Annotated in this window: 21 protein-coding genes; 19 read left to right on the top strand and 2 right to left on the bottom strand. The window is 74.3% G+C overall.

Features of this window, described 5'->3' with window-relative positions; genetic code table 11:
• Window positions 1–63 precede the first annotated feature (63 nt).
• Window positions 64–1,296, top strand: coding sequence for a formimidoylglutamate deiminase (locus CLV52_RS11710; protein ID WP_246018093.1), 1,233 nt, complete (start codon window positions 64–66; stop codon window positions 1,294–1,296).
• Window positions 1,293–2,444, top strand: coding sequence for an imidazolonepropionase (gene hutI / locus CLV52_RS11705; RefSeq protein WP_133766504.1), 1,152 nt, complete (start codon window positions 1,293–1,295; stop codon window positions 2,442–2,444). The genes CLV52_RS11710 and hutI overlap by 4 nt, the downstream gene beginning before the upstream one ends.
• Window positions 2,445–2,453: 9 nt before the next feature.
• Here the strand turns inward: hutI and CLV52_RS11700 are convergent, their stop codons facing one another.
• Window positions 2,454–3,215, bottom strand: coding sequence for a FadR/GntR family transcriptional regulator (locus CLV52_RS11700; protein ID WP_133766503.1), 762 nt, complete (start codon window positions 3,213–3,215; stop codon window positions 2,454–2,456).
• Window positions 3,216–3,295: 80 nt separating this feature from the next.
• Between CLV52_RS11700 and CLV52_RS11695 the strand changes: the two genes are divergently transcribed.
• From CLV52_RS11695 to CLV52_RS11680, 4 genes are all read left to right on the top strand, one after another.
• Window positions 3,296–4,219, top strand: coding sequence for a proline iminopeptidase-family hydrolase (locus CLV52_RS11695; RefSeq protein ID WP_133766502.1), 924 nt, complete (start codon window positions 3,296–3,298; stop codon window positions 4,217–4,219).
• Window positions 4,220–4,289: 70 nt separating this feature from the next.
• Window positions 4,290–5,693, top strand: coding sequence for an APC family permease (locus CLV52_RS11690; protein ID WP_133766501.1), 1,404 nt, complete (start codon window positions 4,290–4,292; stop codon window positions 5,691–5,693).
• A complete protein-coding gene (locus CLV52_RS11685) occupies window positions 5,690–6,613 on the top strand; it encodes an acetamidase/formamidase family protein (RefSeq protein ID WP_133766500.1) in 924 nt (307 codons plus the stop codon). The genes CLV52_RS11690 and CLV52_RS11685 overlap by 4 nt, the downstream gene beginning before the upstream one ends.
• A gap of 39 nt (window positions 6,614–6,652) precedes the next feature.
• Entirely contained in the window at window positions 6,653–8,089 is a 1,437-nt protein-coding gene (locus tag CLV52_RS11680) for an MGDG synthase family glycosyltransferase (protein WP_133766499.1), read from the top strand.
• Window positions 8,090–8,193: 104 nt separating this feature from the next.
• Here the strand turns inward: CLV52_RS11680 and CLV52_RS11675 are convergent, their stop codons facing one another.
• Window positions 8,194–10,353 (bottom strand): beta-glucosidase family protein, encoded by a 2,160-nt coding sequence (locus tag CLV52_RS11675; RefSeq protein ID WP_133766498.1) that lies wholly within the window; start codon window positions 10,351–10,353, stop codon window positions 8,194–8,196.
• A 70-nt stretch (window positions 10,354–10,423) separates the two neighbouring features.
• Here CLV52_RS11675 and rpe point away from each other — a divergent pair, with 70 nt between their 5' ends.
• The 13 genes from rpe to gltB all read left to right on the top strand — a co-directional run bounded on the left by rpe (window position 10,424) and on the right by gltB (window position 24,562).
• Window positions 10,424–11,074, top strand: a complete 651-nt coding sequence (gene rpe / locus CLV52_RS11670; RefSeq protein WP_133766497.1) for a ribulose-phosphate 3-epimerase — start codon at window positions 10,424–10,426, stop codon at window positions 11,072–11,074.
• Between the two features lie 244 nt (window positions 11,075–11,318).
• On the top strand, window positions 11,319–11,582 hold the full coding sequence (locus CLV52_RS11665; protein ID WP_133766496.1) for a phosphoribosyl-ATP diphosphatase: 264 nt from the start codon (window positions 11,319–11,321) through the stop codon (window positions 11,580–11,582).
• A 35-nt stretch (window positions 11,583–11,617) separates the two neighbouring features.
• Window positions 11,618–12,457, top strand: a complete 840-nt coding sequence (gene hisG / locus CLV52_RS11660) for an ATP phosphoribosyltransferase (protein ID WP_133766495.1) — start codon at window positions 11,618–11,620, stop codon at window positions 12,455–12,457.
• Window positions 12,457–13,233 carry an imidazole glycerol phosphate synthase subunit HisF gene (gene hisF / locus CLV52_RS11655; protein WP_133766494.1) on the top strand — a complete coding sequence of 259 codons (777 nt, stop codon included), beginning with the start codon at window positions 12,457–12,459 and terminating at the stop codon, window positions 13,231–13,233. The genes hisG and hisF overlap by 1 nt, the downstream gene beginning before the upstream one ends.
• Window positions 13,230–13,616: a phosphoribosyl-AMP cyclohydrolase gene (gene hisI / locus CLV52_RS11650; RefSeq protein WP_133766493.1), complete on the top strand. Its 387-nt coding sequence runs from the start codon at window positions 13,230–13,232 to the stop codon at window positions 13,614–13,616. Before hisF ends, hisI begins: the two co-directional genes overlap by 4 nt.
• A gap of 5 nt (window positions 13,617–13,621) precedes the next feature.
• Complete coding sequence (locus CLV52_RS11645; protein ID WP_133766811.1) at window positions 13,622–15,172, top strand: anthranilate synthase component I; 1,551 nt, start codon at window positions 13,622–13,624, stop codon at window positions 15,170–15,172.
• A complete protein-coding gene (locus CLV52_RS11640; RefSeq protein WP_162850827.1) occupies window positions 15,169–15,759 on the top strand; it encodes a Trp biosynthesis-associated membrane protein in 591 nt (196 codons plus the stop codon). Before CLV52_RS11645 ends, CLV52_RS11640 begins: the two co-directional genes overlap by 4 nt.
• An 11-nt stretch (window positions 15,760–15,770) precedes the next feature.
• Window positions 15,771–15,998: an HGxxPAAW family protein gene (locus tag CLV52_RS11635; protein WP_133766491.1), complete on the top strand. Its 228-nt coding sequence runs from the start codon at window positions 15,771–15,773 to the stop codon at window positions 15,996–15,998.
• The gene (trpC, locus tag CLV52_RS11630) at window positions 15,995–16,810 is read left to right on the top strand and encodes an indole-3-glycerol phosphate synthase TrpC (RefSeq protein ID WP_133766810.1); all 816 of its coding nucleotides are present in this window, start codon (window positions 15,995–15,997) and stop codon (window positions 16,808–16,810) included. The genes CLV52_RS11635 and trpC overlap by 4 nt, the downstream gene beginning before the upstream one ends.
• On the top strand, window positions 16,807–18,036 hold the full coding sequence (gene trpB / locus CLV52_RS11625) for a tryptophan synthase subunit beta (RefSeq protein ID WP_133766490.1): 1,230 nt from the start codon (window positions 16,807–16,809) through the stop codon (window positions 18,034–18,036). The genes trpC and trpB overlap by 4 nt, the downstream gene beginning before the upstream one ends.
• Window positions 18,033–18,830 carry a tryptophan synthase subunit alpha gene (gene trpA / locus CLV52_RS11620; protein WP_133766489.1) on the top strand — a complete coding sequence of 266 codons (798 nt, stop codon included), beginning with the start codon at window positions 18,033–18,035 and terminating at the stop codon, window positions 18,828–18,830. Before trpB ends, trpA begins: the two co-directional genes overlap by 4 nt.
• 72 nt (window positions 18,831–18,902) lie before the next feature.
• On the top strand, window positions 18,903–19,877 hold the full coding sequence (gene lgt, locus CLV52_RS11615) for a prolipoprotein diacylglyceryl transferase (RefSeq protein WP_246018092.1): 975 nt from the start codon (window positions 18,903–18,905) through the stop codon (window positions 19,875–19,877).
• 110 nt (window positions 19,878–19,987) lie between these two features.
• A complete protein-coding gene (gene gltB / locus CLV52_RS11610; RefSeq protein ID WP_425455685.1) occupies window positions 19,988–24,562 on the top strand; it encodes a glutamate synthase large subunit in 4,575 nt (1,524 codons plus the stop codon).
• Window positions 24,563–24,593: the final 31 nt, after the last annotated feature.

Genomic DNA, 24,593 nt, shown 5'->3' with positions numbered 1-24,593 from the left:
TCTGAAGGAGATCCTGCGTCGGAGGCGCAGAACCTCCTTCGAAACGGAATCTGGGCGGAGACGTTGGTCGCGCCCGAGGGGGTGCGCGAGCGGGTCCGGCTCGTCGTCGCGGACGGGCGCATCGCCGCGGTCGAGGAGGGCGTGGCGCCGCAGGAGGGCGACCGCCGCCTCCGCCTCGTCGTGCCCGGGTTCGTGAACGCGCACTCCCACGCGTTCCACCGCGTGCTGCGCGGTCGGACGCACGACGACGGCGGCGACTTCTGGCGCTGGCGCGAGGCGATGTACCGGGCCGCGGCCGAGCTCACCCCGGAGTCGTACGGCGACCTCGCCAGCGCCGTGTTCCGCGAGATGGTCGAGGCGGGCTGGACCGCGGTGGGGGAGTTCCACTACGTCCACCACCGGCCGGACGGCCGCCCCTACGACCCGCCGCACGCGATGGAGCTCGCGCTCGCTGCAGCGGCCCGCGAGGTCGGCATCCGGCTCGTGCTGCTCGACACCTGCTACCTGACCGCGGACGTCGACGGCCGCGCGCTCGAGCCCCGGCAGCGGCGGTTCGGCGACGGCGACGCGGACGGCTGGCTCGCGCGCCGGCAGGCGCTCCGCAGCGCGATCGGGGACGACCCGCTCGTGACGATCGGTGCGGCGATCCACTCCGTTCGCGCCGTGCCGCTGCCCGCGATCGCGCGCATCGCCGCCGCGCTGCCGCCGGACGTCCCGCTCCACGTCCACGTCGCCGAGCAGCCCCGCGAGACCGCCGACTTCCTCGCCCGGCACGGCGAGACCCCGGTCGCGGCGCTCGACCGCCTCGGCGTGCTCGGCCCGAGGACGACGCTCGTGCACGGCACGCACCTGTCGCCGGAGGACGTCGCCCGGATCGGCGGCGCCGGCGCGACGGTCGCGCTCTGCCCCACGACCGAGGCGGACCTCGGCGACGGCATCGGCCCCGCCCGCGCGCTCGCGGATGCCGGCGCGCGGATCGCGCTCGGCTCCGACGGACAGTCCGTGATCGACCCGCTGCTGGAGATGCGCGGGCTCGAGGCGGGGGAGCGGCTCGCGTCCGGCCGCCGGGGCCGCTTTACCCCGCGGGAGCTCCTCGCCGCGGCGACCGAGCACGGCGCGACGAGCCTGGGTCTCCCACCGACGCGGTTCCGGGTCGGCGACCCGGCGGACCTCGTCGAGCTCGACCCCGACTCGCCCCGCACCCGCGGCGCCGTGCCGGCCCAGCTCGTCCTGACCGCCACCGCGTCCGACGTCCGCACCACGGTCGTGGCGGGCAGAGAGGTGCACCGCGCATGAGCGAGCTGCTGACCGGCATCGCCGAGCTGACGACGCACGACGGCCCGACCCCGGCCGAGTCGACGCGGCTCACCGACGCGGCCGTCGTCGTCGAGGACGGCCGCGTCGCGTGGCTCGGGCCCGCATCGACCGCCCCGGCCGCCGACGTGCGGACGGACCTCGGCGGCCGCGCGGTGCTGCCCGGCTGGGTCGACTGCCACACCCACCTCGTGTTCGCGGGCGATCGCGCGGCGGAGTTCGCCGCGCGGCTCGACGGCCGCCCCTACGCCGCGGGTGGCATCGCGACGACCGTCGAGGCGACCCGCGCGGCATCCGACGAGGAGCTCCGCGCGGCGGCGGCGCGCTTGCGGGCGGAGGCGCTCGCGGGCGGCACGACCACGCTCGAGACGAAGACCGGCTACGGGCTCGACGTCCATGCGGAGGTCCGCCTCGCCCGCATCGGCCGGGAGGTCGCGGACTCGGTCACCTTCCTCGGCGCCCACCTCGTCCCGCCCGGCGTCGACCGCCGCGCCTACCTCGACCTCGTGGTCGGGCCGATGCTCGACGCCGTCCGCCCACTCGTCGACGCGATCGACGTCTTCTGCGAGACCGGCGCGTTCACGGTCGACGAGGCCAGGGAGGTCCTCCTCGCCGGCCGCGCCGCGGGCCTCCGCCTCCGCGTCCACGGCGGCCAGCTGGGGGAGTCCGGCGGCGTCGCGCTCGCCGCGGAGCTCGGGGCCGCGAGCGTCGACCACGTCAACCACGTCTCGGCGGCGGACGTCGACGCCCTCGCGGGCGCCCGCGTGACCGCCGTCCTCCTGCCCGCCGCCGACCTCAGCACCCGGGAGCCGCTCGCGCCCGCCCGCCGGCTCGCCGACGCGGGCGTCCCGCTCGCGATCGCGACGAACTGCAACCCGGGGTCGAGCTTCACCACCTCGATGGCGTTCTGCGTCGCGACGGCCGTGCTGCAGCAGCGGCTGAGCGTCGCGGAGGCGCTCTGGGCCGCCACGCGCGGCGGTGCGGCGGTGCTCGGTGTCGACGATCGCGGCGCGATCCGGGTGGGCGGCCCGGCGGACCTCCACGTGCTCGACGCGCCCTCCGCGGCCCACCTCGCCTACCGGCCCGGGGTGCCGCTCACGCACCGCGTGCTGCAGGGCGCGCGCGGCTGATCCGGCGCGTCAGGCGCCGGCGCCGAGCCCGTCCGCCCGGAGCCGCGCGGCCTCGAGCAGCTCGAGGTCGATGCCGACGTGCGCCCGGGCGATCGCCTCCGCGTCGTCCGCGCTGCGCCCGACGATCGCGGCGACGAGCGCCTCGTGCTCGCGGAGCGCCCGCGCCTCCATCGCCGGCATGCCCTCCGGCGGACCCCACAGGTGCGCCGGTGCGCCGATCGACAGCGCGGCCTCCTCGTCGCGGAGCACCCGCGCGAGCGTCCGGTTGTGCGCGGCGTCGATGATCGCGAGGTGCAGCCGGCTGTCCGCCTGCTGCTTCGCGAGTCCCGACGCGGCCGCGCGGTAGGCCTCCAGGCGCGCGGCCATCACCCCCGCGTCGTGCTCGGACCGGCGCTCCGCCGCGGCGCGGCAGAGGGCGCCGTGCAGCCGGGCGATCGCCTCGCACCGGTCGCGGAGGTCCTCCCACCGCTCGTCGAGCGTGCGGCGGACCGCCTCGGCGGACGCGGGCGTCCACTGCTCGACGACGAACGAGCCCCCCGCGCGCCCGCGCTGCGTCTCGAGGAGCCCGCGCTCCACGAGGCGGGCGATCGCCGCGCGGACGGTCATCCGCCCGGCGCCGAGCGAGGCGGCGAGGTCGCGCTCGGGCGGCAGCCGCGACCCGGGCAGGTACTCGCCGACCGCGACCGCGGTGATGAGCCGGTCGGTCACGTCGTCGACGCGCGAGCGCCCGGTCGCGGGTCCGACGGCCGCTGCGGCCAGGGATCCGGTCATCGCGCCTCCGTCCGTTTCGACCACGTTAAATCCCATCGAAAGGTCTCCACACGGGACCTTTGCTGCGTCAGGCTGAGCCCGTGCCCGTCACCACCCGCCGCATCCCCTTCCGCGACCTCGAGACCTGGGTGCAGGTCACCGAGCCCGAGGCGCCCGTGCCCGGCGCGCTCCCGCTCGTCGTCCTGCACGGCGGCCCCGGCATGGCGCACGACTACGTGAAGAACCTCGCCGCCCTCGCCGACGAGACCGGCCGCACGGTCGTCCACTACGACCAGGTCGGCTGCGGCCGCAGCAGTCACCGGCCGGATGCGCCGGAGGACTTCTGGACCCCGGCGCTGTTCGTCGACGAGTTCCGCAACGTGGTCGAGGCGCTCGGCCTCGAGCGCTACCACGTGCTCGGCCAGTCCTGGGGCGGCATGCTCGGCGCCGAGATCGCGATCACCCGCCCCGAGGGCCTCGCGTCCCTCGCGATCTGCAACTCGCCCGCCTCCATGCGGCTCTGGGTCGAGGGGGCGAACGCGCTCCGGGCCGAGCTGCCGGAGGACGTCCGCGCCGCCCTCGACGCGCACGAGGCGGACGGCACGATCGACGACCCCGAGTACGTCGCCGCGACGCAGGTCTTCTACGACCGGCACGTCTGCCGGGTGCAGCCGACGCCGCAGGACTTCCTCGACACCGAGGCGCAGATGCTCGCCGAGCCGACCGTCTACCACACGATGAACGGCGTCAACGAGTTCTTCGTGACCGGCACCCTGAAGGACTGGACGGTCGTCGAGGAGGTCGCCGGCATCACCGCGCCGACCCTCGTGGTCGCGGGCGAGTTCGACGAGGCGACCCCGTCGACCTGGGAGCCCTTCGTCGACCGCATCCCGGACGTGCGCAGCCACGTCTTCCCGGGCGCCAGCCACTGCACCCACCTCGAGCAGCCGGAGGCGTTCCGCGCCGTCGTCGCGGCGTTCCTCGCCGAGCACGACGCGGACGCCGAGGCGTTCGAGCCCTCCTGATCCCGCACCTCCCGCACCTCCCGCACCGCCCGTCCGCCGCCGCGCACCACCCGTCCAGCAAGGAGCATCCGTGTCCGCCACCGCGGAGAACCAGCGCACCCTCGAGTCCTTCGGCTACAAGCAGGAGCTGAAGCGGTCCGTCTCGACCGTCGACCTCCTCATCTACGGCCTGATCTTCATGGTGCCGATCGCACCGTGGGCGATCTTCGGCACCGTCTACAACAGCGCCGCGGGCATGGTCCCGCTCGTCTACCTCATCGGCCTCGTCGCGATGATCTTCACCGCGCTCGCGTACGCGCAGATGGCGAAGTCGTTCCCGCTCGCCGGCTCCGTGTTCTCGTACGTCGGCCGCGGCATCCACCCCGCCGCCGGCTTCTTCGCGGGCTGGGCGATCCTGCTCGACTACCTGCTCATCCCGACGCTGCTGTACGTCTTCGCGGCGGAGAGCATGGTCGGCATCTTCCCCGGCACCGCACGCTGGATGTGGGCGCTCGTCTTCGTCGCGATCAACACCGCGGTGAACCTGCTCGGCATCAGCTCGCTGAAGCTCGCGAACCGGGTGTTCCTGGCGATCGAGGTCGTGTTCGTCGCGATCTTCGTCATCATCGCGGTGACCGCGATCAACGGCGGCACGATCCCGGGCGCCGAGTGGAGCACGGACCCGATCTGGACGCCGGGCGAGGTGAACGGGCCACTGCTCGCGTCCGCGCTCTCGATCGCCGTGCTCTCGTTCCTCGGCTTCGACGGCATCTCGACGCTGGCCGAGGAGTCGACGGGGCGGAAGAACGCCGCCGGCCGGGCGATGATCATCGCCCTCTTCATCGTCGCCGCGCTCTTCATCACGCAGACCTGGCTGGCGAGCCTCCTCGCGGGCGGGCGCGCCTCCTTCTCGGACAGCGAGGCCGGCAACGCCTTCTTCACGCTCGTGCAGGCCGCGGCGGGCACCGGCTGGCAGAACGCGTTCTTCGTCGTCAACGTGCTCGCCGTCGGCATCGCGAACGCGATGGCGGCGCAGGCCGCGACGAGCCGCCTGCTCTACTCGATGAGCCGCGACCGGCAGCTGCCGAAGGCGCTCTCGCGCATCAGCTCGCGCCAGGTCCCGCTCGTCGCCGTGCTCGTGGTGACCGCGCTGACGATCGTGCTCGTGCTGTTCTTCGTCGGGCAGATCGGCCTGATCTCGTCGCTCGTGAACTTCGGTGCGCTGTTCGGCTTCTGCCTGCTGCACGTGTCCGTCTTCTGGCACTACACGGTCAAGCAGCGCTCGAAGAACCGGCTCCTGCACGCGGTCGTCCCGGTCCTCGGGTTCCTGATCATCGGGTACGTGCTCGTCAACGCGGACCTGAACGCGAAGATCGGCGGCCTGATCTGGCTCGCGATCGGTGCGATCGTGTTCGGGATCAACGTCCTGCGCGGCCGGAAGCCGGAGCTGTCGATCCGCGAGGACGAGCCGGTGCAGGGGGAGGGCGCACGATGAGCGAGCACTTCCTGGGCAAGGCGCTCGGCCGGCCGGGCTTCTCGGCGGCCGTGCCGCCCGTGCTCCGCGTCGTCGCCGGGTCGGGCGACCGGATCGCCTTCGAGACCGACGAGGCCGTGTACGCCGAGCTGCACGAGACGAAGGACCTCGCGGGCCTCTCGGCCCCGATCAACCCCGTCACCGGGCCGGTGTTCGTCGAGGGCGCGCACCCGGGCGACGCCCTCGCGGTGACGATCCACGAGATCCGCCTGCTCGACCGCGGCTGGTCGGTCAGCCTGCCCGGCACGGGTGCGCTCGCCGGCCCGATGGGCGACGAGGTCTTCACCCGCCGCGTCCCGATCGACGCCGACGGCGTGCACGTCACCGACCGCCACGTGCTGGCGCCGCAGCCGATGATCGGCTGCATCGGCGTCGCGCCGGAGGCGGGGACGAACTCGACGGTCATGCCCGCGCACGCGCTCGGCGGGAACATGGACGTGACGGAGGCCCGACCCGGCTCGACCGTGTACCTCCCCGTCGCGGTGGAGGGCGCGCTGCTCTCGATCGGCGACATCCACGCGGTGATGGCGGAGGGGGAGTCCTCCTTCGTCGCGATCGAGGCGGAGGGCGTCGCGGTCGTCTCCGTCGACGTCGTGCCGGGGCTGCGGCTGCGCGCGCCGCGGATCGAGACGCCGGACGAGTGGGTCTTCGTCGGCCTCGGCGACCCGGTGCAGGAGTCGATCCGCCGCGGCTACGAGGACCTCTTCGCGTTCCTCGTGGACGAGCACGGCTTCACGAAGGGCGACGCGTACGCGCTGCTCTCCGCGGCCGGCCACTCGAAGCTGGGCGGGCCGACCGGCTCCGCCGACCCGGACCCGCTGCACCCGTTCACGGCGATCGGCGCGGTCACCCTCCACTCGATCGCCAAGTCGCTGCTCTGATCATCCGGCCGGTCGCCGCCATGGCCTAGCGTTCCGAGCATGGCGGCCCCGGCGGAGCATCGCGTCCTGATCCTCTCCGCCGGCGTCGGCGCCGGGCACAACAGCGCCGGCGAAGCGGTCCGCGCGGCGGCGGCCGGGCGCACCGACGTCGAAGAGGTGCAGCTGCTCGACCTCCTCGACTCGAGCACGGCGCTGTACCGGGACCTGCTCGGCAAGGGGTACTTCACCCTCGTCGACAGCGCGCCCTGGCTCGTGGAGTTCGGGTACGACGTCACGGACCGCCCGTTCCGCCGCCGCGGCCCGATCGACCCGTGGACGCGCGCGAACGCGCTGCCGACGATCCGCGCGATCACCCGGTTCCGGCCGACGGCGATCGTGTGCACCCACTTCCTCCCGGCGCAGCTCGTCGCCGCCCTGCTGCTCGGCGGCCGGATCGACGCCCGCACCGCGGTCGTCACGACCGACTACGACTTCCAGGGGCTCTGGCTGACGAGCGCGTTCCACGCCTTCTCGGTGGCGCGGGAGGAGGGCCTCGTGCAGCTCACCGCGCTCGGCCTGCCGGCGGACCGCGTCGTCGCGACCGGCATCCCGATCCGCCGCGCCGAGGTCGCGCTGCACCGCGCCCCGGCGGTCCCGCCGCGCATCCTCGTCTCGGCCGGCGCGGCGGGCGGCGACTACGCCGTCGCCGTGGTCCGCCAGACGATGCACATCCGCACCCCGTGCCGGATCACCGTCGTCTGCGGTCGCAACGAGGAGCTGCGGCGGCGGATCGAGCAGCTCGTCGCCCCGCTGGGCGACCGCTACGAGGTGCTCGGGTTCACCGACGCGATGCCGCGACTGCTCGCCGAGGCGGACCTGTTCGTCGGGAAGCCCGGCGGCCTCTCCGCGTCCGAGTGCATGGCGGCGGGGCTGCCGATGGTCCTCGTGAACCCGATCCCCGGCCAGGAGGTCCGCAACGGCGACTACCTCATGGAGCAGGGCGCGGCGATCCGCTGCAACACGGTGCAGACGATCGGCTGGAAGATCGACGAGGTGCTGCGCACGCCGGGCCGGCTTGCGGCGATGCGCGCGGCGGCGGCGGCGACCGGTCGGCCGGGGGCGGCGCGGGACGTCCTCGACGGCCTGCTCGACGGCCCCGAGCGGCCGCTCGTCGTCACGCGGGCGGCGCAGCGCACGATCCTCCAGGCGAGCGAGCGCCGCGTCGTCGCGACGGACCTGACGGGCAGGACGTCGCTCGCCCGGCTCACCGAGGCGGCGACCGGGAGCACGATCGCGCTCATCCGGGCGGAGCAGCTCGACGACCTCCGGGAGCACTTCGGCGTTTCCGGCGGCGGGCTCCGGCTGCGGCGGGAGCGCAACCCGTTCCGCGCCGGATGGGAGGCGCACCGGCTCGTCCGCGCCGTCGTGCGCGAGGGCGAGGAGCTCGCCGTGGAGGTGCAGGGCCTAGCCGCGGAGGACCGCGCGCTCCGCGTCTGACCCGTCGCGCCCGTCTCGCGGATCCGCAGGTCCTCGGCGACACGCCGCGGCGGGGGAGCGGAACGCGGCGTGTCGGCCGATCTCTGCGGATCCGCGCAGCCGGATCAGCGGAGCGGGACCGCCCCGCCCCAGTCCGACGGCGCGTGCTGCGCCGCGAGCACCCGCCAGTCGCCGGGCCGCGGGCCCCAGGTGCGCGTGTCCGGGTCGCGCTCGAGCGTCGGCCGGGCGTCGAGGGCGACGGGCACGGTCGCCGACGCACCGGGTGCGAGCCGCACCTTCGCGAAGCCGAGCAGCTGCCCGACGGGCCGCTCGCGGGACGCGTCCGCCGCGAAGACCTGCACGACCGTCGACCCCGGCCGGGAGCCGGTGTTCTCCACGCGGACCCGCGCCTCGCCGCCCCCGTCGTCGAAGCGGTGCCCCTCGCACGTCAGGGCGAAGTCCGTGTAGCCGAGCCCCCAGCCGAACGGGTACGCGGCGCGGTGGCCGTCCGCGTCGAGCCGGCGCTGGCCCCACCGGTCGTCGTAGACGACCCGGCGTGCGAGCCGCTGGAACGGCGGGAGGTGCGCGGCGTCGGTCGGGACCGCGAACGGCAGGCGCCCGCCCGGTTCGGCCGCGCCGGTGAGCACGTCCGCGATCGCGGCGCCGCCGGCCATCCCGCCGTACCAGGCGAGGAGGACCGCGGGCACGCGCTGCCGCCACGACTCGGTCAGGATCGCGCTGCCGCCGATCAGCACGACGACGGTGCGGGGGTTCGCCGCCGCCACGGCGCGCACGAGCGCCTCGTCGTGCGGGCGGAGGGTGAGCCGGACCCGGTCCCCGCCGCGCACGAAGCGCTCGGCCAGGTGCGCGACCCCGGTGACGACCGTGCGGAGCGGCCCGCGCCGGAACACGCTCCCGAGCACGCCGGGGTCGACGCGGCCGGTCACGACGGACTCGCCCTCGTCGTCCTGGTCGTAGCCGACGACGACCACCGCTGCGTCCGCGTCCCGCGCGAGCGCGGCGGCCGCCGCGCGGTCGCGGCCGGCTTCCCACCGCACCTCCGCGGCCGGGAGCGCGGCGCGGAGGGCGTCGAGCGGCGTGTCCGCCGTGGGCGGCCGCACCCGGGACGAGCCGTGGTCCCCGAGGTTCGGGCGGGCCGCCGCCGCGCCGATCACGGCCACGGATCCGAGACCTCCGTCGAGCGGCAGCAGCGGCCGGCCGTCGACCGGCTCGTTGCGCAGCAGCACGGCCGCGGCGACCGCCGCCTCCTTCGCGAGCGCGCGGTGCGCGGGCGACGCGACGACGGCCCCGGCGGGCTCCGCCGGGTCGCGCTGCGCGGCGTGCAGCAGCGAGGTGCGGAGGATCCGGCGGCCGGCCTCCTCCGCCAGTGAGCGCTTCAGCCGGCCCGACCGCGCCGCGCTCGCCAGGCGCCGGGCCCGGACGAGCCGCAGCGGCATCTCCACGTCGAGGCCGGCGGCGAGGCTGCCGACGGCGGCATGGGTGCCGAACACCCAGTCGCTCGTGGTGAAGCCGCGGAACCCCCACTCCTCCCGCAGCACGCCGGTGAGCAGCGGCGCGTTCACGTCGGCGTGCAGGCCGCGGATGCGGTTGTAGGAGGTCATCAGGGAGTCCGCGCCCGCGTCGATCGTCGCGCGGAACTGCGGCAGGTACACCTCGTGGAGCGCGTGCTCGTCGACGACGACGTCGACCTCGAACCGCGCGTCCTCCATCGAGTTCAGGGCGAAGTGCTTCACGCACGCCATCACGTTGCGACGGAGGCCCCGGACCGCCGCGGACCCGAGCACGCCCGTGAGCACCGGGTCCTCGCCGTAGCACTCCTGCGCGCGGCCCCACGCCGGGTGCCGCAGCAGGTTCACGCACACCGAGGCGGCGTAGTTCGCGCCGCTCGCCCGCGCCTCCAGCCCGATCGCGACGCCGACGCGCTCCTCGAGCCCGGGGTCCCAGGCGGCCGCGCGCGCGATCGCGACGGGGAACGCCGTGGCGCGACCGAGCACGACGCCGCGCGCGCCGTCGGTGAAGCGGAGGCCGGGCATGCCGAGCCGCGGGATCGCCCCGGCGGTGAAGGGCCGGCGCGGCTGCAGGACGGGGATGAACGGCAGCAGCCACCCGGGCGCGTCGCCGTCGAGCAGGCCGAGCAGCTCGCGGTCGCGCAGGAGGGCGAGCAGCGCGTCCGCGGTCTCGTCGGCGTCCGCGCCCTGCTGCACCGCACGGACGGCGTCCGCCCACGCGCGCGGGTCGCCCCGCACGATGCTGCTGCCCGCCATCCGCGCCTCCGGTCGGTTCAGCGTAGAGGCGTCCGAGCGGCGTGCTCCGAGCGTCCCGTAGGGTCCTCCGGTGGCCGTCCGCATCGAGCCGAGCATCCTGTCCGCCGACTTCGCGTCCTTCGCGAGCGAGATCGCGCGGATCCCCTCCGCGGACCTCGTGCACTGCGACGTGATGGACGGGCACTTCGTGCCGAACCTCACGTTCGGCCTGCCGATGGTGCGGCGGCTCGCGCAGGTGAGCGCGCTGCCGCTCGACGTGCACCTGATGATCGACGACCCGGACCGCTGGGCGCCGGGCTACGCGGAGGCCGGCGCCCACACCGTGACCTTCCACGCGGAGGCGGCGACCTCGCCCATCGCGACCGCGCGGGCGATCCGCGCGGCCGGTGCCCGTGCGGGCATCGCGCTGAAGCCGACGACCGACGCGGCGCCGTTCCTCGCGGCGATCGACGAGTTCGACCAGGTCCTCGTGATGACGGTCGAGCCCGGGTTCGGCGGGCAGTCCTTCATGGCCGAGCTGACGGCGAAGGTCCGCGAGGTGCGATCCGCGATCGGCGACCGCGACGTCTGGCTGCAGGTCGACGGCGGCATCGGCGCGGACACGATCGCCGCCGCCGCCGCGGCGGGTGCGGACACGTTCGTGGCGGGCAGCGCGGTCTTCGGCCAGGACGACCCGGACGCGGCCGTCCAGCGCCTCCGCGCCCTCGCCTCCCGCGCCTGACCCGCGACCTGGCCGCCGCTCGGGCGACAGGCGAAGTCGCTCCGGATCCGTGCCGGTCCGCCGCGCGCTGGTCGGTTCCGACAGCGTCGGTCGGCTCCGGCAGCGCATCCGGGCACATCCTGCTGCCGGAACCGACCGGATGTGCCGGAACCGACCGGATGTGCCGGAACCGACGTCGCGCGGCCAGGACCCGGGCGGACGATCGGGATCCGGGGACCAGCGGGCGCCCGATACCCTGGCTGGCGTGAAGACGTTCGAGGGGCTGTTCGCCGAGCTGTCGGCGAAGGCGGTCGAGCGCCCGGCCGGGTCGCGGACGGTGGCGGAGCTCGACTCCGGCGTCCACGGCATCGGCAAGAAGATCGTGGAGGAGGCGGCCGAGGTCTGGATGGCCGCCGAGTTCGAGAGCGACGAGCGCCTCGCGGAGGAGGCGTCGCAGCTGCTGTACCACGTGCAGGTCCTCCTGCTCGCGAAGGGCATGACGCTCGAGGACGTCTGGCGACATCTCTGACGAGACCCCGCCCGACACCCTCGACAGGAATCCAGATGCTGAGAATCGCCGTGCCCAACAAGGGCGCGCTCGCCGAGACCGCCGCGCAGATGCTCGGCGAGGCCGGCTACCGCCTCCGCCGTGACCCCAAGGAGCTCACGGTCTCCGACCCGCGCAACGACGCGGAGTTCTTCTACCTCCGGCCCCGCGACATCGCGACGTACGTCGGGTCCGGCGCGCTCGATGTCGGGATCACGGGTCGGGACCTGCTGCTCGACTCCGGCTCGGCCGCGGTCGAGGTCGCGGCGCTCGACTTCGCGTCCTCGACGTTCCGGTTCGCGGGCCCGGCCGGTCGCTTCTCGAGCCTCGAGGACCTCCGCGGTCTGCGCGTCGCGACGAGCTACACCGGGCTCGTCGGCGCGTTCCTCGAGCGGGAGGGCGTCGACACGACCCTCGTCCACCTCGACGGCGCCGTGGAGACCGCGGTCCGCCTCGGCGTCGCTGACGCCGTCGCCGACGTCGTGGAGACGGGCACGACGCTGAAGGCGCAGGGCCTCGAGATCTTCGGCCCCGTCATCCTCGAGTCGACGGCCGTCCTCATCTCCGGCGCGGCGCGCGCCGACGGGATGGACGTGCTCGAGCGCCGCCTCAACGGCGTGCTCGTCGCCCGCCGCTGGGTGATGGTCGACTACGACATCCCGCGCGACCTGCTCGACGAGGCCGCGGCGCTCGCGCCCGGCTACGAGTCGCCGACGGTCACGCCGCTGCACGACCCGCAGTGGGCGGCGGTGCGCGTGCTCGTGAAGCGGACCGAGATGAACCTGATCATGGACCGCCTGTACGCGCTCGGCGCCCGGGCGATCTTCGTCACGCCGATCCACGCCGCGAGGCTCTGATGGCGCTGGCGACCCGCGTCATCCCGTGCCTCGACGTCGCCGCCGGCCGCGTCGTCAAGGGCGTGCGCTTCCAGGGCCTGGAGGACGCCGGCGACCCCGTCGAGCTCGCCGCCCGGTACGCGGCGGCCGGCGCGGACGAGATCACCTTCCTCGACGTCACCGCGACCGTGGAGGCGCGGGGCACGCTCCTCGACACCGTCCGCCGCACGGCCGAGCAGGTCTTCGTGCCGCTCACCGTCGGCGGCGGCGTGCGGAGCGTCGCGGACGTCGACGCGCTGCTGCGCTCCGGCGCGGACAAGATCGGCGTCAACTCGGCGGCGATCGCCCGCCCCGAGCTCATCGCGGAGATCGCGGACCGGTTCGGCGCCCAGGTCTGCGTGCTCAGCCTCGACGTGCAGCACGATCCGCTCACGCCGTCCGGCTGGGTCGTCACGACCCACGGCGGCCGCACCGACACCGGCATCGACGCGCTCGAGTGGACCGAGCGGGCCATCGCGCTCGGCGCGGGTGAGCTGCTGCTCAACTCGATCGACGCGGACGGCACGAAGGCGGGCTACGACCTCCGCCTCATCGAGGCGGTGCGCGCGGTGAGCAGCGTGCCCGTCATCGCCTCGGGCGGCGCCGGCGGCGTCGAGCACTTCGCCCCGGCCGTCGAGGCGGGGGCCGACGCGGTGCTCGCGGCGAGCGTCTTCCACCGCGGCGTGCTCACGATCGGCGAGGTGAAGGCGGCGCTCGCCGACGCGGGCGTCACCGTGCGGCAGGAGGCGGGTCGATGACCGATGGGACGGTGCTCGACACGGACGAGGCGCTCGCCCTCGCCCGGTTCGACGACACGGGCCTGCTCGCCGCGGTGATCCAGGAGGAGTCCACCCGGCAGGTCCTCATGGTCGGGTGGATGGACCGGGAGGCGCTGCGCCGCACGCTCACGGAGGGCCGCGTCGTGTTCTGGTCGCGCTCCCGTCGGGAGTACTGGCGCAAGGGCGACACCTCCGGTCACGTCCAGTACGTGCGCGGCGCCGCGCTCGACTGCGACGCCGACGCGCTGCTCGTCACCGTCGACCAGGTCGGCCCGGCCTGCCACACCGGCGCCCACGCCTGCTTCGACACGCACCCCGTCCACGCCCACACCCTCGACGACACGACGGGAGCGCCCGCATGAGCGGCATGCCCGGCACCACCACCCGCGAGGCCTTCGAGTCCCTGCTGCCCGGCCGCCGGGTCGTGCCGGTCGCGCGGGTGCTCTTCGCGGACAGCGAGACGCCCCTCGGGATCTTCCGCAAGCTCGCGGTGCGCGCGGGCGGGCGGATGCGCCCCGGTGCCTTCCTCCTCGAGTCCGCGGAGCAGGGCGGCATCTGGTCCCGCTACTCCTTCATCGGCGTCGCCGCGTTCGGCGCCCTCACGGAGCAGAAGGGCCACCCGGTCTGGCAGGACTGGGGGCTGCCCGCCTCGCGCGCCTTCGGCAGCGGCGGCATCACCGGCGACTACCTGGAGGCGCTCGACGACCTCCACTCCCACTGGGCGTCGCCGCGGGTGCCCGGCCTGCCGCCGCTCACCGGCGGGCTCGTCGGCTACATCGGCTGGGACGCGGTGCGCATCCTCGAGCACCTGCCCGACGCGCCGCCGTCCGACTACGCCGTGCCGGAGCTCGGGATGGTGTTCGCCTCGGAGGTCGTCGCGATCGACCACCTCAAGGGCACGGTCTCGCTGATCGTCACCGTGCTGAACGACGACGCCGCCCCCGAGCCCGTCGACGCGGCGTGGGCCGACGCCCAGCGGCGGCTCGACGCGCTCGAGCGCCGGCTGGCCGCGCCCACGGAGGCCTCCCTCGCCGAGGTCGACTTCGACCTCGCGCCCGAGCCGACGCCGCGCACGCCGCGCGAGGACTACCTCGCGTCGGTGGTGACGGCGAAGGAGCACATCCGCGACGGGGACGTCTTCCAGGTCGTGATCGCGCAGCGCTTCGACCTGCCGACGTCGGCGAGCCCGCTCGACGTCTACCGGGTCCTGCGGCAGCTCAACCCCTCGCCGTACATGTACCTCATCGCGCACGAGCGCCCGGACGGGTCGCCCGTCGCGGTGGTCGGCTCCTCGCCGGAGGCGCTCGTCAAGGTCGAGGACGGCCGCGTCTTCAGCCACCCGATCGCCGGCTCCCGGCCGCGCGGTGCGACGCCGGAGGCCGACGAGGCGTTCGCGGCGGAGCTCCGCGTCGACGAGAAGGAGCGCGCCGAGCACCTCATGCTCGTCGACCTCGCGCGGAACGACCTCGCGAAGGTGTGCGTGCCCGGCACCGTCGAGGTCACCGAGTTCATGCGCATCGAGCGGTTCAGCCACATCATGCACATCACCTCCAGCGTCGAGGGGGAGTCGGGGCCCGGCGTCGGCCCCGTCGACGTCCTCCGCGCGACGTTCCCGGCCGGGACGCTCTCGGGCGCGCCGAAGCCGCGCGCGCTCGAGATCATCGACGCGCTCGAGCCCGCCCGCCGCGGCGTGTACGGCGGGGTCGTCGGCTACTTCGACTTCGCCGGCGACCTCGACCTCGCGATCGCGATCCGCACCGCGGTGATCGCCGACGGCGTCGCGCGGGTCCAGGCGGGCGGCGGCCTCGTGGCCGACTCGGTGCCGGAGCTCGAGTGGGCGGAGAGCTGGAACAAGGCGACCGCGCCGCTCAAGGCCGTCGCCGTCGCCGCGGCCATGCGGCAGGTCGGCTCGTCGTGACGGCCGCGCGCGAGCGGCTCGTGGTCGTCCTCGGGATCCTCCTCGCGGGCGCGCTCGCCGTCCTCGCCTCCACGCAGACCTTCGCGACCGCCACCCTGGCCGGCGCCCGCGCGCCGGTCGTCGTGGCGGGCAGCGCCGCCGCGCCCGCGCTCGCGCCGCTCGGCATCGTGGCGCTCGCGCTCGGCATCGCGCTGACGATCGCCGGCCGGGCCGCCCGGGTCGTCCTCGGGGCGGTCCTCGTGCTGATCGGGGCCGGCGTCGTCGCCTCCGCGCTCCCGAACGTGCTGGACGACGCGGCGGGCACGAAGGACGCGGTGGTCTCGGCGATCGGCGTGACCGACGTGGCGCCGTTCGTCCTGGCGCGTGCCGGCACGGCCTGGCCGGTGCTCGGGGTCGTGGCGGGCGCGCTCGCCGTCCTCCTCGGGCTCGTCGTGCTCGTCCGCGGCGCCCGCTGGAGCACCGGCGGCCGCCGGTTCCGGTCGGACGCCGCGGTGGTCGCCTCGACCGATCCGATCTCCGAGTGGGACGCGCTCTCGCGGGGCGCCGACCCCACGGACGCGGGCGACCCGGCCGACCCGGACCGGTAGGATCCGGGACCATGACGAACATCAGCGACGAGCCCGGCCACGGATCCTCGCCGGCGGCCTGGACCGCCGTGGTCATCATGCTGATCGGCATCGCCATCGCGACGGCGTTCCTCTTCCTGGACGTCATCCCGCTCGTCTGGCTGGGCGCCGCGCTCGTCCCGATCGGGCTCATCGTCGGCGGCGTGCTGAAGGCCGTGGGCCTCGGCGTCGGCGGCCACCGGTCCGGGGGCTCGCACTGACCAGCACCGACGGCGCGCCGACCCTCAGGGGGCTCCTCCGGGAGCTGACGGCGGGATCGGCGGAGGACGCCAGGACCCGTGAGGCATCGCGCCCGCTCCTCGACGTCGAGCGGGCGGCGCTCGCGGCCGCCCCGCCGATCGACGCCCTCGCGGCGCTCGCCGCGGAACCGGACGCCGTCAAGGTGATCGCCGAGGTGAAGCGCGCCAGCCCCTCCCGTGGCGCCATCGCGCCCATCGCCGACCCGGCCGGGCTCGCGGCCGCCTACGCGGCCGCCGGCGCGAGCGCGATCAGCGTGCTGACGGAGGAGCGGCGCTTCCACGGCTCGCTCGCCGACCTGGAGGCCGTCCGCGCCGCCGTCGACGTGCCCGTCCTGCGGAAGGACTTCGTCTCCTCCGCCTACCAGGTGCTCGAGGCGCGCGCCGCGGGCGCCGACCTCGTGCTGCTGATCGTCGCGGCGCTGACCGACGAGGAGCTCCGCACGCTGCACGCCCTCGTCACCGATCTCCGGATGACCGCGCTCGTCGAGACGCACGACGAGCAGGAGGTCGAGCGCGCGCTCGCGGCGGGCGCCCGCCTCGTCGGCGTGAACGCGCGCGACCTCGACACCTTCGAGCTCGACCGCGACCTGTTCGGCCGCGTCGCCCACCGGATCCCCGAGGGCGTCGTCAAGGTCGCCGAGTCCGCGGTCCGCACCCCGGACGACGTGGCCGCGTACCGCGCGGCGGGCGCCGACGTGGTGCTGGTGGGGGAGGCCCTCGTCACGGGCGACCCCGCCGAGCTGATCCGAGCCTTCAGGGAGGCCCACGCATGACCGACACGGCTGTCGCGACGAGCCCGTCCGGGCCCGGCCCCTACTTCGGCGCGTACGGCGGCCGCTGGGTGCCGGAGCCGCTCGTCGCGGCGCTCGACGAGCTCTCGACGGCCTGGGAGGCGCTCCGCGTCGACCCGTCGTTCCAGGAGGAGCTCGCGGCCCTCCACCGCGACTACACCGGTCGGCCCTCACCGCTGACCGAGGTGCCGCGGTTCGCCGCGCACGCCGGCGGCGCCCGCGTGTTCCTGAAGCGCGAGGACCTGAACCACACGGGCTCGCACAAGATCAACAACGTGCTCGGGCAGGCGCTGCTCACGCGGAAGATCGGCAAGAAGCGGGTCATCGCGGAGACCGGGGCGGGGCAGCACGGCGTCGCGACCGCGACCGCCGCGGCCCTGTTCGGCCTCGACTGCACGATCTACATGGGCGAGGTCGACACGGACCGGCAGGCGCTCAACGTCGCCCGCATGCGCCTCCTCGGCGCCGAGGTGATCCCGGTCACCTCCGGCTCGCGCACCCTGAAGGACGCGATCAACGAGGCGATGCGCGACTGGGTGACGAACGTCGCCACGACGACGTACATCTTCGGCACCGCGGCCGGCCCGCACCCCTTCCCGGCGATGGTGCGCGACCTCCAGCGGATCATCGGCGACGAGGCGCGGGCGCAGCTGCTCGAGCGCACCGGGTCGCTCCCCGATGCGGTCGCGGCGTGCGTGGGCGGCGGGTCGAACGCGATCGGCATCTTCACCGCGTTCCTCGACGACCCCGGCGTCGCGCTGTGGGGCTTCGAGGCGGGCGGCGACGGCGCGGACACCCCGCGCACCGCCGCGACGATCTCCGTCGGCCGCCCCGGCGTGCTGCACGGCGCGCGGAGCTACGTGCTGCAGGACGAGGACGGCCAGACGGTCGAGTCCCACTCGATCTCCGCCGGGCTCGACTACCCGGGCGTCGGCCCCGAGCACGCGTACCTCGCGGACATCGGCCGCGCGACCTACCGCGCGGTGACCGATGCGGCCGCGATGGACGCGCTGCGCCTCCTCAGCCGCACGGAGGGGATCATCCCCGCGATCGAGTCGGCGCACGCGCTCGCCGGCGTGCTCGAGGTCGGCCGCGAGCTCGGCCCCGACGCGAGCATCCTCGTGAACCTCTCCGGCCGCGGCGACAAGGACACCACCACGGTGGCGCGCTGGTTCGACCTCGTCGACCGCGGCGCGGTCCAGGAGTGACCCCCTCGAAGGTCGAGGCCGCGTTCGCCGCGGCCTCCGACGCCGGCTCCGGCCCGCTCGTCGGCTACCTCCCGATCGGCTACCCGGATCTCGCGACGAGCATCGAGGCCGCGATCACGCTGACGCAGCACGGCGTCGACGTGCTCGAGCTCGGCATCCCGTACTCGGATCCGGTGATCGACGGCCCGACCATCCAGGCGGCGACGACGGTCGCGCTCGAGAACGGGTTCCGCCTGCGGCACGCGTTCGAGGCCGTGCGGGAGATCTCCCGGGCGTCCGCGGCGCCCGCGCTCTGCATGACGTACTACAACCCGGTGCTCTCGTACGGCGTGGACCGCTTCGCGGCGGACCTCGCCGCCGCGGGCGGCGCCGGGCTGATCACGCCCGACCTCGTGCCCGAGGAGGCGGGGGAGTGGGTCGCCGCCAGCGACGCGCACGGCCTCGACCGCGTGTTCCTCGCCGCCCCGACGTCGCCTGAGGCGCGCCTGCGGGCCGCCACCGAGGTCTCGCGCGGCTTCACCTACGTCGTGTCGACGATGGGCATCACCGGGGCCCGCGCGGACGTCGACAGCGCCGCGCGGACGCTCGTCGAGCGCCTCCGCGCGGTGACGGAGCGGCCCCTCGCGGTCGGCATCGGCATCTCGACGGGCGCGCAGGTGGCGGAGGTCCTCACGTACGCGGACGGCGCGATCGTCGGCAGCCGCCTCGTCACGGCGCTCGGGCAGGGCCTGTCCGCCCTCGCCGACGCGGCCGACGAGCTCGCCGAGGGCAAGCGCCCCGTCGTCCACGGATAGGGGCGCCTCCCGCCGGTCACGATCCGGCCGCGGCGATCGGCGGCGTCCCCGGCGCCCGGTATCGTCTGCGCCGTGATCACGGCGTCCATCCCGAGCCCGCCGGCGTCCTGGGCGTCGTTCTCGATCGGCATCTTCACGATCCACAGCTACGCGCTGTGCATCCTCGCCGGCATCATCGTCGCCGTCGTGCTCACGTCCCGCCGGCTCACGCAGCGCGGCGGCCAGCCGGGCGTCGTGGTCGACTTCGCGATCGTCGCCGTGCCGCTCGCCCTCATCGGCGCGCGGGCGTGGCACGTGCTCACGCACATCGGCGACTACTTCGGGCCCGCCCACCCGCTGACCGACATCACGACGTGGGGCAACGCGATCGCGATCTGGAACGGCGGCAACGCGATCTTCGGCGCGATCGTCGGCGGCGCCGTCGGCGCCTGGATCGCCAGCCGCTGGACCGGCGTGCGGTTCCTCTCGTTCGCGGACGCGGTCGCGCCGGGCATGCTCTTCGCGCAGGGGCTCGGTCGGCTCGGCAACTGGTTCAACACCGAGCTCTACGGGCTCCCCACCACGCTGCCGTGGGGCCTGCAGGTCCCGTCCGACAACGCCTCGTTCCCGGCCGGCCTCGCCCCCGGGACGCTGTTCCACCCGACGTTCCTCTACGAGTTGATCTGGAACTTCGCCGGCGCGATCCTGATCCTCGTGATCGAGCGCCGCGTCGCGCTCCGCTGGGGCCGCGCGCTCGGGCTCTACCTGATCTGGTACGGCATCGGCCGCAGCGTGTTCGAGGCCATCCGCATCGACCCGACCACCGTCTACTTCGGGCTCCGCGTGAACATCTGGGGCGCGTTCCTCGCGATCCTCGTCGGCATCGCGGTCATCGTCTGGTCGCGACGGCGCCACCCGGGCGTCGAGGTCGGCGTGTACCGGCCGGGGCGCGAGTGGGTGCCCGACGCGCCGGTAGTATCGCGCTACACCGCAGCGGACTTCGTGGACGATCCCGACGCGGATCAGGCCGAGGTGCCCGCCACAAGCGGAGCCCCGGCCCGGCGGTGAGCTGAGCGCGGCGCCGATCGGTTTCACCGCAGCAGTCCGGACATCCCGAGGGCCGAAGGCGTCCCGCTCGGAACACACCGATCCCGATCCCGGGCCCCCTGGAGGACGCCATGGTCGACACCCCACCCCGCACGGGCACCGCGATGCCGTTCAGCGCCGTGCCGGCCGCGACCGGTCTCTACGACCCGCGCGACGAGAAGGACGCCTGCGGTCTGGCGATGGTCGCGACGCTGCGTGGCACGCCCGGGCACGACATCATCGACCACGCCCTCGACGCGCTCCGGCACCTCGAGCACCGCGGGGCGGTCGGCTCCGACGCCGGCACGGGCGACGGCGCCGGCATCGTCACGCAGGTCCCGCACGAGTTCCTCGCCGCCGTCGCGCCGTTCGCGCTGCCGGGCGCGGGGGAGTACGCCGTCGGCCTCGGGTTCCTGCCGACGGACGCACGGGAGCGGAACGCCCAGAAGGCCGCCGTCGCGGAGATCGCGACCGAGGAGGGCCTCGAGGTCCTCGGCTGGCGCCAGGTCCCGACGCGGCCCGAGACGATCGGCACCCTCGCGCGCGCCGCGATGCCCGTCATCGAGCAGCTCTTCGTCGCAGCGGCGGGCTCCTCCCGGCGCAGCGGCATCGAGCTCGACCGGCTGGCGATGCGCCTCCGGAAGCGCGCGGAGCGCGAGCTGCAGGCCTACTTCGCGTCGCTGTCGAGCCGCACGATCGTCTACAAGGGCATGGTCACGACGCTCCAGCTGGAGCCGTTCTACCCGGACCTCTCCGACGAGCGCTTCGCGTCGACGCTCGCCCTCGTGCACTCGCGCTACTCGACGAACACGTTCCCGTCGTGGCCGCTCGCCCAGCCGTTCCGCATGATCGCGCACAACGGCGAGATCAACACGGTGCAGGGCAACCGCAACTGGATGCGCGCGCGCCAGTCGCAGCTGTCGAGCGAGCTCATCGGCGACGTCGCACCGCTGCTCCCGATCTGCACGCCGGGCGTCAGCGACTCCGCCTCCTTCGACGAGGTCGTGGAGCTGCTGAGCCTCGGCGGCCGCAGCCTGCCGCACGCGGTGATGATGATGGTGCCGGAGGCGTGGGAGAACCAGCCCGACCTCGACCCCGCCCGCCGCGCGTTCTACGAGTACCACTCGGGCCTCATGGAGCCGTGGGACGGCCCCGCGGCGATCGTCTTCAGCGACGGCTCGCTCGTCGGCGCGACGCTCGACCGCAACGGCCTCCGCCCGGGCCGCTGGCTCGAGACCACCGACGGCCTCATCGTGCTCGCGTCCGAGACCGGCGTCCTCGACGTCGCACCGGGTCGCGTCGCCCGCCGCGGGCGCCTCCGTCCCGGGAAGATGTTCCTCGTCGACACCGTCGCCGGTCGCGTCATCTCCGACGACGAGATCAAGGGCGAGCTCGCCGCGTCGAAGCCGTGGGCCGAGTACATCGAGCAGGGCCGGATCCGCCTCGCGGACCTCCCCGAGCGCGAGCACATCGTCCACACCCCCGCCTCCGTGCAGCGCCGGCAGCGCACCTTCGGCTACACGGACGAGGAGGTGCGGATCCTCCTCGCTCCGATGGGGGAGAAGGGCGCCGAGCCGCTCGGCGCGATGGGCTCCGACACCCCGATCGCGATCCTCTCGAAGCGGCCGCGGCTGCTCTTCGACTACTTCGTGCAGCAGTTCGCGCAGGTGACGAACCCGCCGCTCGACTCGATCCGGGAGGAGGTCGTCACCTCCCTGGGGCTCGGCCTCGGACCGGAGCGGAACCTGCTGGCGGAGACGCCGGAGCACGCCCGCCAGGTCGTGCTCGACTTCCCGGTGATCGACAACGACGAGCTCGCGAAGCTGCAGCACATCGACAGCACGCCGGGCTCCGCGATGACGACCGTCGTCCGCGGGCTCTACCGCGTCGAGGACGGCGAGCGCGCCCTCGAGGACCGCATCGCGGCGATGCGCGACGAGGTCGACCGCGCGATCGAGCGCGGCGCGGAGTTCATCGTGCTGTCCGACCGGGATTCGAGCCGCGAGCTCGCGCCCGTCCCGAGCCTCCTCATGATCTCGGCGATCCACCACCACCTCATCCGGAAGCAGAACCGGATGAAGGTCGGCCTGATCGTCGAGGCCGGCGACGTCCGCGAGGTCCACCACGTCGCGCTGCTGATCGGCTACGGCGCGTCCGCGGTGAACCCGTACCTCGCGATGGAGACGGTCGAGCAGCTCGTCCGCTCCGGCACGCTGATCGGGATCACGCCGGAGAAGGCGGTCCGGAACCTCATCAAGGCGCTCGGCAAGGGCGTGCTGAAGATCATGTCGAAGATGGGCATCTCCACGGTGTCCTCCTACGCCGCGGCGCAGGCGTTCGAGGCGGTCGGCCTCTCCGCCGAGTTCGTGGCGGAGTACTTCACCGGCACGACGACGAAGCTCGGCGGCATCGGCATGCCCGAGATCGCGGCGGAGTCCGCGGCCCGCCACCAGGCGGCGTTCCCGGAGGAGGACGCCGCGCTGACGCACGTCGGCCTCGCCACCGGCGGCGAGTACCAGTGGCGCCGCGGCGGCCCCCCGCACCTGTTCAACCCGGAGACGGTCTTCCGCCTGCAGCACGCGACGCGGGCGCGGCGGTACGACGTGTTCAAGGAGTACACGAAGCTCGTCGACGACCAGTCGGCCGACCTGATGACGCTGCGCGGACTGTTCCGCTTCTCGTCGGTGCACCGCCCGCCGGTGCCGCTCGACGAGGTCGAGTCCATCGAGTCGATCGTCAAGCGCTTCAACACCGGCGCGATGTCGTACGGGTCGATCTCGCGGGAGGCGCACGAGACGCTCGCGATCGCGATGAACCGCCTCGGCGGCCGGTCGAACACGGGCGAGGGCGGCGAGGACGTCGAGCGGCTGCTCGACCCCGAGCGCCGCAGCCGGATCAAGCAGGTCGCCTCGGGCCGCTTCGGCGTCACGAGCATGTACCTGACGCACGCCGACGACATCCAGATCAAGATGGCGCAGGGCGCGAAGCCGGGCGAGGGCGGCCAGCTGCCCCCGGCGAAGATGTACCCCTGGATCGCGCGGACGCGGCACTCGACGGCCGGCGTCGGCCTCATCTCGCCGCCGCCGCACCACGACATCTACTCGATCGAGGACCTGAAGCAGCTGATCTTCGACCTCAAGCGCGCGAACCCGTCGGCACGCGTGCACGTCAAGCTCGTCAGCCAGTCGGGCATCGGCGCGGTCGCGGCGGGCGTCACGAAGGCGAAGGCGGACGTCGTCCTCGTCTCCGGCCACGACGGCGGCACGGGCGCGTCCCCGCTCAACTCGCTGAAGCACGCGGGCACCCCGTGGGAGCTCGGGCTCGCGGAGGCGCAGCAGACGCTGATGCTGAACGGGCTGCGCGACCGCGTCACCGTGCAGGTGGACGGGCAGATGAAGACGGGCCGCGACGTCGTCGTGGCCGCGCTGCTCGGCGCCGAGGAGTTCGGCTTCGCGACCGCCCCGCTGATCGTCGAGGGCTGCGTCATGATGCGCGTCTGCCACCTCGACACCTGCCCGGTCGGCGTCGCGACGCAGAACCCCGAGCTGCGCGCGCGGTTCTCCGGCAAGCCGGAGTTCGTCGTCAACTTCTTCGAGTTCATCGCGCAGGAGGTGCGCGAGCTGCTCGCGGAGCTCGGCTACCGGAGCATCGAGGAGGTCATCGGCCGCAAGGAGCTGCTCGACGTCGACGGCGCGATCGAGCACTGGAAGGCCGACGGCCTCGACCTCGAGCCGATCCTCGTCGGCCCGACCTTCGCCGACGACGAGCCGCGCACGCGGCGGGTCGGCCAGGACCACGAGCTCGACGAGCACTTCGACAACCTGCTGATCCAGCGGGCCGCGGAGGTGCTGGCGAACGGCGGCACGACGACCATCGAGCTGCCGATCCGGAACACCGAGCGCGCGGTCGGCACGATGCTCGGCCACGAGCTGACGAAGCGGCACGGCGAGCACGGCCTGCCCTCCGGCTCCATCGAGGTGACGCTCACCGGGTCCGCGGGCCAGTCGTTCGGCGCGTTCCTGCCCGCCGGCATCACGCTGCGCCTGATCGGCGACAGCAACGACTACGTCGGCAAGGGCCTCTCCGGCGGCGAGATCGTGCTGCGGCCGCATCCGGACGCCGTGTTCGCCGCGGAGGAGAACGTGATCGCCGGCAACGTCATCGGCTACGGCGCGACGCAGGGGACGATGTTCCTCTCCGGCACCGTCGGCGAGCGGTTCCTCGTCCGCAACTCCGGCGCCACCGCCGTCGTCGAGGGCGTGGGCGACCACGCGCTCGAGTACATGACGGGCGGCCTCGCGGTGATCCTCGGCGCGACCGGCCGCAACCTCGGCGCCGGGATGTCCGGGGGGACCGCGTACGTGCACGCGCTGACCCCGGAGCAGGTGAACATCGACGCCCTCGCCGGCGAGCTCGACCTCGTGCCCATGGACAGCGCGGACGCGGAGATCCTCCGCGACCTCCTCCAGCGGCACGTCGAGACGACGGACTCCGCGCTCGCGACGCGCATGCTCGCCGACTTCGACACCGTGGTCGGCGAGTTCGTGAAGGTCCTCCCGCGCAACTACGCCGCGGTCCTCGCGACCCGCGCGGAGGCCGAGGGGGAGGGCCTCGACCCGGACGGCGACGTCGTCTGGAAGCGCATCCTGGAGGTGACGAATGGATAGCGGGCTCCGCCCGCGGAGCGTCCCCGTCGCG

Source organism: Amnibacterium kyonggiense (assembly GCF_004364555.1).
Taxonomy (GTDB): Bacteria; Actinomycetota; Actinomycetes; order Actinomycetales; family Microbacteriaceae; genus Amnibacterium; species Amnibacterium kyonggiense.
The sequence above is the reverse complement of the archived record's forward strand: the minus strand, read 5'-3'. Positions and strand labels throughout refer to the sequence as shown.